This is a genomic window from Enhygromyxa salina (genome assembly GCF_000737335.2).
GTDB lineage: Bacteria > Myxococcota_A > Polyangia > Nannocystales > Nannocystaceae > Plesiocystis > Plesiocystis salina_C.
Map to the genome: position 1 here is coordinate 24,351 of NZ_JMCC02000093.1, position 15,792 is coordinate 40,142.

Genomic DNA, 15,792 nt, shown 5'->3' on the forward strand with positions numbered 1-15,792 from the left:
GATCGGCGAGCCTCCTCGGGTATGCTCCCGCCGTGTTCGAGCGGTGGAGCACCTTGCGTTCAGGCCCTGGATCCGGGTCCGCCGTGGCCCGCCGATTCGCGCCGCTGCTCCTCGCGTTGGTGTTGCTCACGCTCCTGCTGCCGCGCTTCGCCGCGGCGTCGCGCCCGGTGATCGTCCCCGGCCGCGAGCACGAGATCCTCGCGCTGTTCGACCCCTACGAGCTCGGCGACGAGCTCGCTCCAGGCTGGACGCTGCACTCGTTTGCGATCGACACCTCGACCATCGAGCTACGGATCGCGGGTCCCGAGCCGAGCTACGCCAGGCTCGCCCTCGATCACCCCGAGCATCCTGGGCATGACCCCGACGACGCGCGCCAGCTCGAGGGCTTTACCCTCACGATCCTCGAGCAGCCACCGGGAAGCGCGGCCGCGGTCGCCGAGCTCGTCGCAACGATCCAGCGCAACGACGACGGCGCGTTCTGGCGCGAGCGAACCGCGTACGCCGACGACACGCGCGAGCCGATCCCGGCCCCACCGCTCCTCGCCGAGATCTTCGACAGAGTCGTCAGGTGGGCGAGCGACGGGCTGCTGCTGTTGGCCGCGTTCACCCTCGCGTTGGTGTCGCTGACCGCCCACAAGCTGCGCGGCGGTGAGCCGTGGATGAAGTGGTGCTTGCTGGCGATCGTGCTCGTCGGCGCCGCGCTGCGGATCGGCCTGTCGCCACAGGCCCCGCTCGCGCCGTGGTCCTACACCCGGTTCTTGGCCTCGGCCCGGCTGATCTACGAGGGCCCGCTGCTCGCGATCGTGCACCCCGAGCCGGTGTGGATGAGCGAGACGATCATGCGCAGCACCTTGGCGCTCTCGCTGCTCGCACCGCTGGCGGTCTACGTCCACGCCCGCTACCTGCTCGCCGATCACCGCGCCGCGCTGGTCGTCGCCGGGATCCTGGCGTTCTTGCCCCTGCACCTGCGGTTCTCACATACCGACGCCGCGTTCATCCCGTCGATCACGGTGAGCTCGTTCCTGTTCACGCTGATCCACGTGGCCACCCGCGAGCAAGATCGCTGGCTCGCGTGGGCTGCCGTCGCGGCCGTTGGGTTTCCGCTCGCGCTGGTCTACGTGGTCCGGCCGCTGAACATGATGTACTTCCCGCTGCTGGTTGCGACCGTGTTCGTGAACCACGGGATCGAGCGCGACAAGCCCCCGCCCAACTGGTGGCGGACCGGGGCCGTGTTCGTGATCATCGCGGCGGTCACCTTCCTTGGCGGGGTCCCGTGGCTGCTCGCGTCGTTCGACGACAAGATCCGAGAGGGGCTCGACGTGGCGACCCTGGTGTCGGCGGCGAAGGTCGTGCTCAGCCCCCGCATGAACGCGCTGCTCAACCCAACCTTCACGCCGCCCGGGCTGCTCGCGCTGGCGATCGTCGGGGCCGTTGATCTGTGGCAACGCGGCAGGCGGCGGCTGGCTTGGTTCTTGGCCGTGTGGCTGCTCGGGTTCCTGGTCGGCCACGCCTACTTCGTGCCGATGTCCCCCTACATGCAGGCCCGCTATCACCTGCACCTGATCGTGCCATTCATGCTGCTGGCGGCGTGCGGGTTTGAGGCCGCGCTGCGCTGGCTGGCCAACAATCGGACCCAACGAGCCTGGCTCGCGGGGCGGCGCGAGCAGGGCGTGATCGCGGCCATGATCGCGTACATCGTCGCGTCGCCGCTCATCCACCTGCACGCGGTCCGCTACGTGGCGTTCAACGAGGTCCGAGAGTGGCGCTTCGTGCACTCGCTGCGCGACGCGATCCCACGCGAGTGCACGATCATCGAGTACGTTGGGATCGGCGCCGACTCGCGCTTCGACCGAGTTGGAAGCTACGTCGAGGCCGGGACACCGCAGACCAGCTGGCGCGTGCTCGAGATCCCCTTGGCCGGCCACGACCCCGTCGTCAACCAAGACGACTTCGAGCTCCCCGAGGAGGTCCGCGCCGTCCTCGAGGATCCGCCCGATTGCCTGTACTGGTACGAGGGGCTGCCCTGCTTCGCGTACAAGCCAACCGAGCAACCCGCGGCCATGGCCTGCCAGCTGATCGAGGGCTTCGTGGCGCTCGAGCAGGTCGCCGGGACCTCGTTCGCCTCCGTGCCCTACGACGAGAGCCTGTTCTATGGGCTCGGGCATGTCGATCCGATCGAGCTGCGCCTGTTTCGTGTGCACCCGCGGGGTTGGGTGCCAGAAGAGTTCGGCGGCTGATGCTGGTGCCTCTCACGGCGCGCGCAGACGGGTTACCCTCGCAGCTGGTGCCCAACCCGGCCAAGCACGAGCTGCGCCCGCCCAAGGCGGAGCCACGACCGCGCGCGGCCGCGGCCTTGCGCTGGTTGTTCACCGCGTGCCTGCTCGTCGCCCTGTGGCTGCTGCCCGCCGCGCAAGCCCACGCCAACCCCGACCTCGAGTTCCGCACGATCACCACCGAGCACTTCGTGATCCACTATCACGTTGGCGAAGAGGAGGTCGCGGATCGAACCGCGATGTTGGCCGAGCGGGCCTACGAGCGGCTGACCATGGGCTTGGCCCACGCGCCGTCGATCCGCACCCAGATCGTCATCACCGACACCACCGACACCAGCAACGGGTTCGCCAACGCCGTCCCCTACCCGCGCATCCGCCTGTTCGCCGCCGCCCCGGACACGATGTCCGTGCTCGAGAGCTACGACGACTGGCTCGACATCCTGGTCACCCACGAGTTCACGCATGTCGTGCACATCGACACGGTCCACGGGGTCACGCGGCTGCTCAACGCGATCCTTGGGTTTGGCGTGGCTGGCAAGCTGCTGGGCCCCAACATCGTGCAGCCGCGCTGGGTGATCGAGGGGCTGGCGACCATGTACGAGTCGGACACCTCGGCCCAGGGCCGCCACCGGTCTGCGCTGTTCAACATGTTCATGCGCATGGCCGTGCTCGACGGGCGCTTCCAACGGGTCGACCAGATCAACTCGAGCGCCCGCGTGTTTCCCCACGGATCCAGCGTGTACATGTATGGCCTGCACATCATGCATTACATCGGGATGCACTACGGCAAGGACAAGCTCGCCGAGCTCAGCCACATCTATGGCAGCCGCATCGTCCCCTGGGGCATCAACCGTGCGCTCAAAGACGTGATCGGCGTCGACTTTGACCAGGTCTATGAAGAATTCCACACCGACCTCGAGCGCCGCTTCTTCGCCGAGGCCCGGCAGATCCGGGCCCGCGGGCTGCGCCAGGGTCGGCGCCTGACCTTCACGTCTAGCTCGGGGTCCTCGGGCGCGCATACCCGCTACCCCGTGTGGGCGCCCGATGATCAGCACATTTATTTTTATGACGACACCGGCCAGGTTCAGGCCGGAATTCGGCGGATCCCAGCCGAGGGCTCGCGGATCCGCGAAGGCTGGGGGATCGGCAATCAAGGCAGCAGCCCCGACATCGAGCGGGTGATCGACATCGAGGACAACGGCCGACCCAGCTTCATCGGCCCCAACGAAGATCAGATCGTGTTCGACATGGTCGGCGTCCACGATCTTCGCTACCACTGGAGCGATCTGTATCGCTGGAAGGGCCCCGACCGGCGCGGCCGCGAGCAGCTCACCTTTGGCCTGCGCGCCCGCAGCCCCGACGTCTCGCCCGACGGCCGAACCGCCGTGTTTGTCCGCAACGACAGCGGCCAGTCACGAATTGGCATGCTCGCGCTCGACACCCTCGAGGTCAAAGAGCTCGCGCCGCTCGAGCACGTGCAGCAGGTCTACGACCCCGACTGGCACCCAGACGGCACCAAGATCGCCTACACGGCCTGGCGCGACGGGGGCTACCGGGATCTGTACATCTACGATCTGGTCGCGCAGACCCACGAGCGCATCACCGCAGATCGCTCGCAGGACAACTCGCCCGAGTGGTCGCCCGATGGCCGCTGGCTGCTGTTCACCAGCGACCGCAGCGGCGTCTACAACATCCACGCCTACGACACGGAGACTCAAAAAATCTGGCAGGTCAGCAACGTGCTCGGCGGCGCGTTCGAGCCGGGGCTCAACCACGCAGGCAACGAGATCGCCTATGTTGGGTACTCGAGCACCGGGTACGACGTGTGGAAGATGGACTTCGACCCCGAGACCTTCCTCGAGCCCATGCCGGGGATCCCCGCGTGGCCAACGGCCGATGATTCAACCCCCGAGCGCAGCGCCGACGCCGGCCGCAAGCCCAGCCTGAACTCGAAGCCCTATCGGTTTCATCGGACGTTCTTTCCGCGCACGCTGTTTCCCTCGGCGGCCGAGTTCGAGCTGGGCAGCGTGTTCTCCAGCCTTGGGCTCACCCTCGCGGTCCAAGACGTCGTGGAGTTTCACTCGCTGGTCGGCAGCTTCGAGTGGCTGACCGCCGTCAACAAGCCGAGCGGCTCGGTCTCGTATCGGATCTCCCGCCTGTTCCCCAGCTTCAGCTTTGGGTTTGGTCGCGACTATCGGGTCCGCAATGGCTACCGACGCTACGTCTACGACCCGCCCCCCACCAGCGCGGGCTACGGCGAAGGGCAGCCCTACCAGCTCGACGGCTACCTCGAGCAGGTCACCTCGTTCGCCGCCGGCATGGACCTTCCCGTGATCCGCCTGGCCCGTCACAACGCGGATCTCGAGCTCAGCTATAGCTTCAACAACTACAAGAACCTCGACGACTTCGATGACATCGTAGATCCCAACTCGCCGGCTTCGAACCTGCCTGCGGTCGGCAACGTGGCCTCGATCGAGCTGGGGTTTCGCTACGACAACCGCGAGGGTGTGCGCTACGCCTGGGGCACAGAGACGGGCCGGCAGCTGCGGACCAACCTCAGCGTCAGCGACAAGCGGCTCGGCAGCGACTACGGCGATCTGCGGCTCAGCGGCAGCTACACTGAATACCTGCGCATGCCCTGGCCGGGCCACCAGGTCCTGGCGCTGCGGCTCTCGGGCGGGATCTCGGCCGGCGGGCTGCGGGGCCGCGGGCCGTTTCGGTTGGGTGGCTTGAGCGAAGATCAGGACGTGATCCGCACGGTGATCGCCCGCGCCGCGCTGGGCGAGGGCACGACCTTGCGCGGGTATGATCCAAGCCAGTTTTCAGGGCTGTATTATGGGTTGCTCAACGCCGAGTATCGGATCCCGCTGATCGACCTCGACCGCGGCGTAGGCAGCGTGCCGGGCTTTCTCGAGCGCATGGTCGCGGTGGTGTTCACCGATTGGGGCATGGCGTGGAGCGATCCGATCAAGTTCAGGGACCTCGCGGGCAGCATTGGGGCGACGCTGATCACCAGCTTGAAGCTGGGGTATGGCGAGCGGATGTCGCTGTTTTTTCAGTACGCGCACGGGTTTGATAGCGAGTTTGGGATCGACTACTTCCGGGTGTTCGTGGGGCGCGGATTCTAGAGCGCCGTAGGCTTGGCGCTGCTCTCGCCCGAGCTGAAACACTTCCCCGGAGGCCTGTGCCGCGGATCTCTACGTGTGGCCGACCACCGGTTCTGCGAGTGATCGAAGGATCAAGCTGAAGAGTTTGTGCGCCCGTGGCCTCCGAGCTTCCCGTTGCCGGTCGACTTTCAGGGCCAAGCGAGGCTGTATTGCTGCGTCCGTTCACTTTCGCGAACCAGCTGATATGCTCCGGGAATGGAACGTCTTCCCGTGCTCATGGGCTTCGCCCTCATTCTTGGCTGTGCCGGCGGTGGTGCGAGCGAGGGCCGGGCTGACGAGGGCCCGGGTCTGACCACCCTCGGCCCCAGCGACACCTCGACCGAGGGCAACGACGACGGCTCCAGCACCGACAGCGCGAGCGCCGACTCCAACGGCGACGAGGGCGAGGCCAAGTTCGACCTCTCGATCCCCGACGCGCCACACAGCTGCGGTGGTACCGGCGGCGACACCCTCTCCAACATCTGGATCGCCAACAGCAGTCAAAACTCGGTGTCCAAGATCGACACCCAGACCATGATCGAGCAGGGTCGCTACTATGTGCGGCCCGATCACGGCGGGAACCCTTCACGGACATCGGTCTCGCTTTCCGCCAATGTGGCGATTGCCAGCCGGGCCGGCGGGGTCAGCAAGATCTATCACAACATCGACAATTGCGTCGAGTCCAACGGCATGCCCGGCATCCAGACCAGCAGCGGCGCCGAGCTACTGCCCTGGGGTCAAGAAGAGTGCGTCGCCTGGCACACGCCCCTTGCGTACTCCTCGAACCGGCCCGTGGCGTGGGCCCAGGGCACGTGGGACGAGACCACGTGTAGCTGGGTCAACGAGAAGCTGTGGACCTCCGGGGCCAACGGGGCCGGGACCACGCAGGTGCTGCTGCTCGACGGCGACACGGGCCTGGTCGAGCAGACCGTGGCGATCCCAGAGGTCCAAAACGGGATCGGCCTATACGGCGGCGCCGTTGATGGTGACGGTCACTTCTGGGGCATCGAGACGGGCGGCGCACGCTTGATTCGTGTCGACCGCAACGACTTCACCTACCAGATCTGGAACGGCCCCGGCGTGGCTAGCTACGGCATGGCGCTCGACTCCGTGGGGCGGCCGTGGTTTTGTGCGGGCGGTGGGGCCTCGCGCTTCGATCCGCAGCTGCAGACCTGGCAGACCCTTCCAAGCCCGGGCGGGAACCAGTGGGGCGGCTGCATGACCGACGGCGAAGGGACGCTGTGGCACAGCCGCCAGCTCGACGCGATGCTCGTTGGCATCGACACAGAGACCCTGCAGGTCACCAAGCAGATCCAGCTGCCGGCCTACGCACATGGGATCAGCATCGACTTCGATGGCTACGTGTGGGCCGTTGGGTTCGCCAGCACGGACGCATATCGGGTTGACCCGGACACCGCCACCGTCGACACCTTCAGCAACCTGGTCGGGGCGTACACCTACAGCGACATGACCGGCTTCGCGCTCAGCTCCGCGGGCGTGCCCAACGGCTGAGGTCGGTGTTCACGGTTGATCGGGCGGCGGGCTGGCCCGCACGTCGCCCGGGCACGCACCGCCCGCGCGAACCCACTCACCCACCGCTGCCACAAACGCGGCGTGACTGATCGGTGGCAGGCTGCGGTCCCCACCGGGCGCCCAGCCCCACAGCACCAGCGGATCGTGGGCGACGTGGTCGAGCAGATCCTCGAGCGACTTGCCGCCGTTGCGCCCAGCGTCGCGCAGCTGTCGGCACAGCGACTCGGGGCTGTGCCCCTGAAACACCATTGGCGTGCTCGCTGGAGGCAGGCCCCAGTGGGGCGCGCCGGGAGGTCCGCCGCGCACACCGACCTGCTCGGCGTTTTGATCCTGATGGCACGCGCCGCACTCGAGGCCAGACTCGTCGCTGAGCCGGCTGATGTTCATGGCGTGCGGCACGGCGCGGTCGGTCTGCAGCGGCTGTGGGTCGGCCGGGTGGCAATTCATGCATCGCGGAGACTGCAAGACGGCGGCGATCGTCGCAAAGCCGTCCGCCGGGTCGAGGCTGCGCTCAGCCGGTGGAGCAACTTCGGCTTGCTCGCCAGCCCCAGGCGAGCCTTCGGCCGCGACGCCCCAGGTCACGTCCGGATCGCCACAACCAACGCCCACCAACACGGCGAGCAGCGTCAGTACGCGGCGGCTCAACTCGCCCCCCGATCACGCTGATCCCACGCGGCCTGCAAAGGCATGTCGCGCAGGCGGACCCCAGTAGCCGCGAAGATCGCGTTTGCCAGCGCGGGCGCGATTGGAGGCACGCCAACCTCGCCCACGCCAGTCGGCGGGTGATCGCTGCTGGCGATCTCAACTTGGATCTGCGGGCACTCGTGCATGCGCAGCACTCGATAGCTGTCAAAATTTCCCTGTTGGACCTCGCCGCCTTCGATCGTGATCTGCTGCCACAGCGCCGCCGACAACCCAAAGATGATCCCCCCTTCGATCTGCGCCGTGACCAGATCGGGGTGAACCGCGAGCCCGCAGTCGATCACGCACGCGACCCGCCGCACGACGATGCGATCCTCGATCACGCCAGCCTCGACCAACTGCCCGCAGTACGAACCAAACGACGCGTGCACGGCCAGCCCCTTGGCGAAGCCCGGTGCGGCCGGCTCGCCCCAACCGCCGAGCACGGCGAGGGCCTCGAGCACCGCGCGCTCGCGCGAGCCGGCCGGCAGCAAGGCCATGCGCAGCTCGTAGGGGTCGCGCTCGCTGGCGTGGGCGATCTCGTCGATGAAGCTCTCGATCACGAACGCGTTGAACGAGTGCCCGACCGAGCGCCAGAACGCGACGCTGATCGGCGCGCGGATCGGCGAGTACTCCACGCGAATGTTGTCGAACATGTAGGGCGTCTCTTTGACCCCCTCGGTGCCCAAGGGATCGCCGCCGACCAGATCACTCGCGACCAGCTTGGCGCCCTGCTTGCCAAGCACCCGGCGCACGCTGGGCGGCATCCAGTCCGGCCCGATCGCCGCGAACAGCCCCGCTTGATCAGCCAGGATCGGCGACGACCACGAGTGGTACGCCAGCGCAATCGGCTGCCCGTCGGTGTTGATCGCGGCCCTCATCGAGCTGCGCGAGAGCGGCCGATAGTGGCCCTGTCGCGTGTCGCTCTCGCGCGACCAGATCACCTGCACGGGCCGGCCCACCAGCTGCGACAGCGTCACCGCCTCGACCACCGCGTCGGGCACCACGCGGCGCCCAAACCCGCCGCCAAGGAAGGTGGTGTGCACGATGACGTCGTTGCGCTCGAGCCCGACGACGGCGGCCGCGGCCTCTTGCACGACCGTGGGCGACTGCGTGGGCACCCAGATCTCGACGTAGTCTTCGCGCACGTCGGCGACGCAATTTTGCGGTTCCATCGGCGCATGGGCCAGGTACGGGGTCTCGTAGACCGCCTCGACCACGCTGACGTCGCCGGCCAGCGCCGCCTCGACGTCGCCTTCGTCGCGGTGGGTCTGCTTCGCTTCGGCCTCCTGCTGCGCGAGCTGGGCTCTCAACGTGGTCGTGCTGAACTGGGCGATGGGTCCGTCGCTCCACGCAACCTCGACGTGCGGGCGCGCGCGCAGGGCCTGCCAGTATTTTTCGGCGAGGATCGCCACGCCGCGCGGGAAGCTGACCACGTCGATCACCCCCGGCATCGCGCGGGCTTCGTCTGCCTGAACCTCAGTCGCTACCGCGCCAAACCGAGGCGGATGCAGGACCAGCGCGCGGACCATGCCCGGCACCGTCACGTCCATGCCGTACACGACCGAGCCATCAACCTTGGCGCGGATGTCGACCCGCTGCGGCGAGCTGCCGATCAAGCGCGGCGCGGTGTCACTGGTCAGCGGCGGCTCGTCCGGCACCGGCTGGTCCGCGGCGGATCCTGCCAGCTCGCCGTAGCTCGCCTGCTGTCCGCTGGCGACGTGTCGAACCTGGCCGTTCGCCACCTCGCACGCTGACGGCTCCACACCCCAGCGCTCGGCCGCGGCGGCGATCAGCATGACCCGCGCGGCCGCGGCCGCCTGCCGAACCGGGACAAAGCCCTGACGCATGCTGGTCGAGCTGGCGGTCAGCTGCATGCCGTCGCTGGTGCGAAACTCCGGGGCGCCGTCGGCGAAGTGGGTCTGGACCCGGGCGAGCGGAACGGCCAGCTCCTCGGCGATCAGCATCGCGTAGCCCGTGATGATCCCCTGCCCCATCTCGGCCTTGTTCAGCGCGAACAGGATCCGATCGTCGGGCGTGATCGTGACGAACGCGTTGGGCCGAAACGCCCCCTCGACGTCGGCCGGGCCCGCCACGCGGCGCTGCTCGTCACAGGCCCGGTAGCCAATGCCGATCGTGAGCGCGCCCGCGCCCACGCCCAGCACCTTCAAGACTCCGCGGCGCGACCACCTGCGCGGGCGCGAGCGCGGGCTACTTGGCATCGGACCCCGCGGCGCGATGGATCGCCTTGCGGATCCGCTGGTAGGTGCCGCAACGGCAGATCGACGCGCCCATCACCGCGTCGATCTCTTGGTCCGTGGGCGCACGCTTGACCCGCAGCAACGCAGCCGCGGCCATGATCTGCCCGCCCTGGCAGTAGCCGCACTGCGGCACGCCCTCGGCGATCCACGCGTCCTGCACGACGTGCAGGCCATCGTCCCCGGCGAGCCCTTCGATCGTCGTGACCTCGTGCCCAACGACCGCGCCGACCGGCGTGACACAAGAACGCTTGGCCTTGCCGTCAACGTGGACGGTGCACGCACCACACAGCGCGCGCCCGCAACCAAAGCGCGTCCCCGTGAGCCCCAGCTCTTCACGCAGCACCCACAGCAAGGGGACGTCGTCGGGGACATCGACCTCGCGAACCTTACCGTTCACCGTGAGCTGCATGCGACCTGGTCAGACCCCTAGGAGCCCGTGGTGCAATGCCTCGCACCGCCTCGCTTGGCCTTTTCGCCGAGGGCAGTGTTGCCGAAACTTGCAGTACGCCCGGTACAGCTGCGTTTCGGCGCCTCGCCCTCGACGAAAATTCCGGCGCGAGGCGACGCGATGCATTGCACCACGGGCTCCTAGTCCGAGATTACCAGGATCAGCGAGGTCGCCAGCGTCGCGGAGTCACCCTGGCCGTAGATCACCCGCAGATCGTAGCTGGTGTTCGGATCCGGCGAGTCCACGATCACGATTGGGTTGCTGTCCGGCTCGTGGTCCACCGAGGTCTCGCCCGTGTTGGCGTTGATGACCTCGAGGTCGATGTTGAACGACTCCTCGTGCGACACCGCGACGAACACGGCCGAGTTGCCGCCAAGCGTGATGCCCGTCTGGCGGATCGCCTCGTCGGGATACAGCACGGTGCCCTGCAGGGCCCAGTCGGTCTCGTGAAACACCAAGCCGTTGGGGAACCCGAGCTCTTGGACCTTGCCCGAGGCGAACGCCCCCGAGTCCAGCAGCCGTTGAAACACCTTCTGCAGGGTCTCGGCCTCGATCTGCAGCCCGCCCTCTTGCATGATCACGAGCGCACCAAACTCCTCGGCCTGATTGACGACCGAGAGCTCGATCCGATAGCTGCCCTCGGTTGGCGCGGTGAACGTGACAGCCGGGGTGCCGTCGGCCTCGGTGTCAGCGGCGATCACGTTGCCGCTGGGATCCTTGACCACGACGTCGATGTTGGCCTCGGTCGCGCCCGCGCCGATCACCGCGTAGGTCTTGCCAGCCTCGAACACGCGGGTGAAGTGCTGCGGATGCTCGGGCCGCAAGAACCCGGCGACGACCGTGCTGCCCTTGTCGTCAAACCCAAAGTCCGTGGTGTTGTCGACGCGGGTGGCCATCAACAGCAGCCGCTCGAGCGCCATCGCCATGAACGAGCCGGGCCGCCACTTGGCCTCGTCGACCTGCAGGGAGAGATCGGTGTTGACCTGTCGGGCTGGACCACCAGAGCTGCTTGCGTCCGCCGTCCGGACCGGGGCCGGCTCGACCGCGGTGTTGCCCTCCCAGTGGCGGGCCGCGAGCGGCATCATCAAGACCTGGAGGGGCGTGAAGCAGTCGTTGAGCGCGGCCTTGTCGTCCATGCACGAGTCGAGGTCGCCCATCTGCGTGGCCTCACCCGCCCCGCGACCGGCCGAGACCCCAACCCCTGCGCCGGTGGTCTTCTCCGAAACCTCGAGCCCGCCCTGGAGCGCCTTCTCTTCGCTGAAGTTGAACGCGCCGACGCTGAGCGTGACGACGTAGTGGGTCGCACCCTCGCAGTCTGGATCGTCCTTGGGGATCTTGAACTCGCCGATCAGCTCGTACGAGCCGATCGTCACGTAGTTGAACTCGAGCGACTTGCCGTTCTTGATCTGGCCAGCGAAGCGCGCGTAGTTGACGGGGACCTTGGCCTGCAGCTCTTGGAACGAGCGCACGTACATGCTCTCGACCCGCCGCCCGTTGGCCTGGCGGTACGAGTAGGTCGCCGCGACCGGGCAGTTGACCCACTTGAGCTGGTCGGGCTTCTCCGCGTCGTAGCGGACCAAGAACACGTTGCGGTGCAGCTCGACCGTGTTGTGAATGTGGTGGAGCTCGCTCTCCTCGAACCCAAACAGGTTGATCGTCGCGTGGTTGTCGGCGACCAACACGAGGACCTTGCCCTTTTTGCCGGCACAGCCAGCGAGCAAGATCAGGGCGAGGAACAGCAGCGTGTGACGGAGAGCGTCGAGAAAAGCGCGCATCTGTGGCGCAGTCTATCAGCGCTTGCGAACGCCGAGATGGTCGAACGACGCGAGTGATCACATTGCTCAAAATCGCGCACTCGCGCGCTTCGCATGGCGCGGTTGAAACGCACTGTGACCGTTGGTTTGCGTTGCCTGCCCGCCCAGAGCCCGCACCCTCCCGGCAGGCAACTGGGTTCTACGTTGTCCGCGTGCGAGTTCAGGGGCTCGCGTCATCGCCCAGGTGCTCACTGGCAACGGAGAGCCGACATGCGACGACGACAACTCACGGCACTCTCCTGCGGATTTGTAGCGGCGGCTGCCACTGCCGCCTGCACCGACAACAAGGGCTCGCTCGATGCCGACGGCGATGGGTTCACGGTCAGCGACGACTGTGACGACGGCGACCCCAACGTCCACCCCCTCGCCTACGAGATCTGCGGCGACGGGATCGACAACAACTGTGACGGCGTCGACGTGGCCTGCTTGGTCGACAACGATCTCGACGGCTACACCTCCGACGTCGACTGCGACGACTTCGTCGACACCATCAACCCTGGCGCGGTCGAGGACTGCCGCAACGGCTACGACGACAACTGCGACGGCATCTCGACCGACTGCGTCGACGCCTCGCTGGTCTACGCCCCGACCACCGCGGGCAACTACGACGCTCACGGTGTCGGGGTGTTCGCCGACTTCGTGATCTTCGGCGACCCCGGCGGCGGCATCAGCAACGTCGATGACGGGCGGGCGGTGCTGTTCGGCGCCGACGCGAGCGGAGAGGTGTCCGAGCTCGACGCGGACCTGATCAGCGCCGGGGCGATCGGCGAGACCGGGGCCTACGGGATCGTCGTCAGCCGGGTCGGCGCCGACCTGTGTATCAGCGCCGACTACCAGGCCAACGGCGCGAGCGTGGAGGCGGGCAAGAGCTGGTGCTACACCGAGGCTGCCGTCCGCGGCGCGGTCACGACCCTCGATCTCGCCGACGCGGCCTATACCGTGACCGGCGAAGCCAGCAACGACTACGCCACGGTCGAAGACGCCGCCGACATCAACGGCGACGGATATGACGATCTGCTCGTCTACACCGCCCACGACACCCACGTGATCTTTGGCGACGGCACGCCCTTCAGCGGCGACCTCTCCGTCCCGAGCGACGCCGATCTCAGCCTTGGCGGGTGCGCGAGCTCGACGACGGGCTGGTGCGGGTTTGCCCACGCGCTCGAGCCTGGCTCGGGCACCTTGTTTCTCAGCGAGGAGAGCGGCGGGATGGCCCCGATCTCGCTGTTCGACCTGCCCGTCGCCGGCACGACCCCCACACTCACCACCACCGTCAGCCGTCAGACTGAGGACTCGGCGACGGCGCTTGGCTACATTGGCGGCGCGGCGTTCGGCGACAGCTCCGCGCGGCGCCTGACCTTCGTCGATGCCGCCGGAAATTCTCCGGGCATGTTGCACAGCTCGAGCGGCGTGGACTTTGGATATTGGTCGACGACGGTCACCAACCTCGCCGGCCACGAGCTGCTGTTGGTCTCGGATCCGCACGTGGTCTCGCCGCCAGGTGAGGCCACCGGTTACGGCCTCGTCTATGTGTTCGATCTCGACGCCGACGGGCTCCCGAGCACGGTTGATGACGCCCGGCAGATCCTGGTTCCGCCGGAGGACTACGTCGAGTGCGGCTGGCGGGTCCAAGCTGGGATCGTGCACGACGCCGACGGCGGCCAGGCCACGACGGTCGTGCTCTCGTGCCTCGGCCACGGGGGCGCGGCCTACCGCCTCGACTACGCCGCGCCCCCGCCCCCGCCGGTCGGCGCCCAGGACATCTTTGCGACCGGGGCAAAGCAGTACTCGATCCGTAGGTGGGTCGCTGGCGCCTATACCTCGCGGATCGAGTGGCTCGACTCGCTGGCTGCTACCGAGGCGATCTCGAACAGTCAGGGCAACATTGTTGGGTGGCGGCTGCACGGCATCGCCGTTGGCTCGCCGTTGTTTCGCGCGGGGCTGCGCTCGAACGATATCGTGAGGGTGGTCAACGGTCAGCAGCTGTCGAGCGCTGCGGTTGTCAATGAGCTCTATCAGGCGCTGCAGAAGCCCGAGGTGCTGACCGTTGGTATCACGCGTAGCGGGGTCAACGGGACCATGACGTACTCGTTCGTGCCTTGAGCGAGCGCGGCTGCCGGGGCGACTGTATAGTGGGTCCCACGAGCTCGCCGCGCGTCTCCGTGAGGTCGACTTGGTAGTATTTCGACATCATGAGCGCGGCGTGCGTCGGGATGCCGTACTTTTCCGCGGCATACAAAGGGATCGAGGAGACGATGGCAACTGGGTCCGATCCCGCCCGGCGCGAGGCCCGACTCACTCCACGACCAAGGGCGAGTCCCCAGACTGAAGACTCTCAGACCGGTTTCCCTCGCCGAGAACCCAGCGGCGTTGGCCGGGACTGAGTTTTGGCTGGACGGGGGTAGTCTCGGAATGCTAAAGCGCGAACAACTTGGAGAGCTCTGTGTCGCATTGGGATGGAAGCACCTTTCACGGCCAGGCACGCACTCGTCGCTTCACGGACAGCCTCGGCTTCTTCTGCGAGGTCTCCTTGCAGGTTAGCTCGCTAGACTCGGAGGAACGTCGGCTGGAGGGAGCCGACGTTCCATCGCGTTTCCGCGGCGCCGTCATCTTTGGCGTCGACTACGCCTTAGGCAAGCTGGGATACTTCGCAGGATGGATGGCGAAACTGGATCGGTTCGAACATCATGCGGTGGACACCACCGCTGAGGTGGTCGCTCTTACGACCGCCCAGGCCGTCCTGCGGGCCTTTGGTCACCATGAGCAACCGGCCCTTGATGTAGACCGAGGAGTTGTCGCGTTTCCGAAATGAAGACGGCGCCTGCGCTGAAGTCGCCGACGTGGGAACCTTGAGTAATCCAGAAATTGGCTTTGTGTTTTCAGCTCGGGCGAGGGCTTCTCGCCCGCTTGCGGACGCCTTCGTCGACTGGTTCACTGATGGCAGCGAAGTCCTTTGGTCTTCGCTATCGCTTCGGCTATCCAGTCCCGAGGCTCCGGGGAGCGAGGTTGACGCCATGAATATACGAGTTTTGAAGAGTTGTGGAGTGATGTTCCTGGTCATGCTCACGGGATGTAAACAGCATTGTGGTATAGACGAGATCTTTGAAACACAAATCGCTGCCCCTGGCTGGAAGGAGTGTGCCGACATACATTGTGAAGATGACCGGACAGAAGCCAAGGCTTGCTTGGAGGATGCTCGCGCGATGGGGGAGCCGGCATTCGCTCGATTGTCGGACAAACGTGGTATCGGGTATGTGTACTTTGACGAGGTTGGTCAATATGGTGTAGCGAGCTGGGCTGGGCGCATAGGTCGCACGGGCGATTCCGTCACGGTATCCTCGGCCTGTGACCCTGAGAAGTCGCTTGAACTCTTTGTTACCTATGGCCAACTTAGCTTGGAGTGCAACGAGTTCGACTATCCGTGCTGAGGGGAGCAGCGAACTTGAAGCCGTCAAGGAGATACCGGACGGGGAGTCTCCCGAGAGGGGTCGCCCAAGGAGATACCGGACGGGGAGTCTCCCGAGAGGGGTCGCCCGGCGCGACGCCCGACTCGCTCCACGACCGAGGGCGAGTCACTATTACACGCCCTCTTGGGGTCCTGATCGCCCAATTCCCCGACCATGTACCCACCCAAGC

9 protein-coding genes are annotated in these 15,792 nt (G+C 66.7%); 4 read left to right on the forward strand and 5 right to left on the reverse strand.

What is annotated here, in order from left to right:
- Window positions 1–83 precede the first annotated feature (83 nt).
- The 3 genes from DB30_RS30330 to DB30_RS30340 all read left to right on the forward strand — a co-directional run bounded on the left by DB30_RS30330 (window position 84) and on the right by DB30_RS30340 (window position 6,931).
- Complete coding sequence (locus tag DB30_RS30330) at window positions 84–2,237, forward strand: hypothetical protein (protein WP_052555546.1); 2,154 nt, start codon at window positions 84–86, stop codon at window positions 2,235–2,237.
- A complete protein-coding gene (locus tag DB30_RS30335; protein ID WP_052555548.1) occupies window positions 2,237–5,401 on the forward strand; it encodes a DPP IV N-terminal domain-containing protein in 3,165 nt (1,054 codons plus the stop codon). Before DB30_RS30330 ends, DB30_RS30335 begins: the two co-directional genes overlap by 1 nt.
- A 234-nt stretch (window positions 5,402–5,635) precedes the next feature.
- Complete coding sequence (locus tag DB30_RS30340; protein ID WP_052555550.1) at window positions 5,636–6,931, forward strand: Vgb family protein; 1,296 nt, start codon at window positions 5,636–5,638, stop codon at window positions 6,929–6,931.
- 9 nt (window positions 6,932–6,940) lie between these two features.
- Here the strand turns inward: DB30_RS30340 and DB30_RS30345 are convergent, their stop codons facing one another.
- The 4 genes from DB30_RS30345 to DB30_RS30360 all read right to left on the reverse strand — a co-directional run bounded on the left by DB30_RS30345 (window position 6,941) and on the right by DB30_RS30360 (window position 12,117).
- Window positions 6,941–7,597, reverse strand: coding sequence for a hypothetical protein (locus DB30_RS30345; protein ID WP_052555552.1), 657 nt, complete (start codon window positions 7,595–7,597; stop codon window positions 6,941–6,943).
- The gene (locus DB30_RS30350; protein WP_052555553.1) at window positions 7,594–9,804 is read right to left on the reverse strand and encodes a xanthine dehydrogenase family protein molybdopterin-binding subunit; all 2,211 of its coding nucleotides are present in this window, start codon (window positions 9,802–9,804) and stop codon (window positions 7,594–7,596) included. The genes DB30_RS30345 and DB30_RS30350 overlap by 4 nt, the downstream gene beginning before the upstream one ends.
- 40 nt (window positions 9,805–9,844) lie before the next feature.
- Window positions 9,845–10,303, reverse strand: a complete 459-nt coding sequence (locus tag DB30_RS30355) for a (2Fe-2S)-binding protein (protein WP_052555556.1) — start codon at window positions 10,301–10,303, stop codon at window positions 9,845–9,847.
- 179 nt (window positions 10,304–10,482) lie between these two features.
- The gene (locus DB30_RS30360; protein WP_052555558.1) at window positions 10,483–12,117 is read right to left on the reverse strand and encodes a hypothetical protein; all 1,635 of its coding nucleotides are present in this window, start codon (window positions 12,115–12,117) and stop codon (window positions 10,483–10,485) included.
- A 249-nt stretch (window positions 12,118–12,366) separates the two neighbouring features.
- Here DB30_RS30360 and DB30_RS30365 point away from each other — a divergent pair, with 249 nt between their 5' ends.
- Complete coding sequence (locus DB30_RS30365; protein WP_052555560.1) at window positions 12,367–14,259, forward strand: MopE-related protein; 1,893 nt, start codon at window positions 12,367–12,369, stop codon at window positions 14,257–14,259.
- Window positions 14,260–14,785: 526 nt separating this feature from the next.
- Here DB30_RS30365 and DB30_RS30370 read toward each other — a convergent pair.
- Window positions 14,786–15,217, reverse strand: a complete 432-nt coding sequence (locus DB30_RS30370; RefSeq protein WP_146661281.1) for a hypothetical protein — start codon at window positions 15,215–15,217, stop codon at window positions 14,786–14,788.
- Window positions 15,218–15,792: the final 575 nt, after the last annotated feature.

What these genes read in the sequence shown, in the direction of transcription:
- DB30_RS30335 (WP_052555548.1), top strand. Translation starts at nt 2,237, where the DNA reads ATGCTGGTGCCTCTCACGGCGCGCGCAGACGGGTTACCCTCGCAGCTG.
- DB30_RS30340 (WP_052555550.1), top strand. Translation starts at nt 5,636, where the DNA reads ATGGAACGTCTTCCCGTGCTCATGGGCTTCGCCCTCATTCTTGGCTGT.
- DB30_RS30355 (WP_052555556.1), bottom strand. Translation starts at nt 10,303, where the DNA reads ATGCAGCTCACGGTGAACGGTAAGGTTCGCGAGGTCGATGTCCCCGAC.
- DB30_RS30360 (WP_052555558.1), bottom strand. Translation starts at nt 12,117, where the DNA reads ATGCGCGCTTTTCTCGACGCTCTCCGTCACACGCTGCTGTTCCTCGCC.
- DB30_RS30365 (WP_052555560.1), top strand. Translation starts at nt 12,367, where the DNA reads ATGCGACGACGACAACTCACGGCACTCTCCTGCGGATTTGTAGCGGCG.
- DB30_RS30370 (WP_146661281.1), bottom strand. Translation starts at nt 15,217, where the DNA reads ATGACCAGGAACATCACTCCACAACTCTTCAAAACTCGTATATTCATG.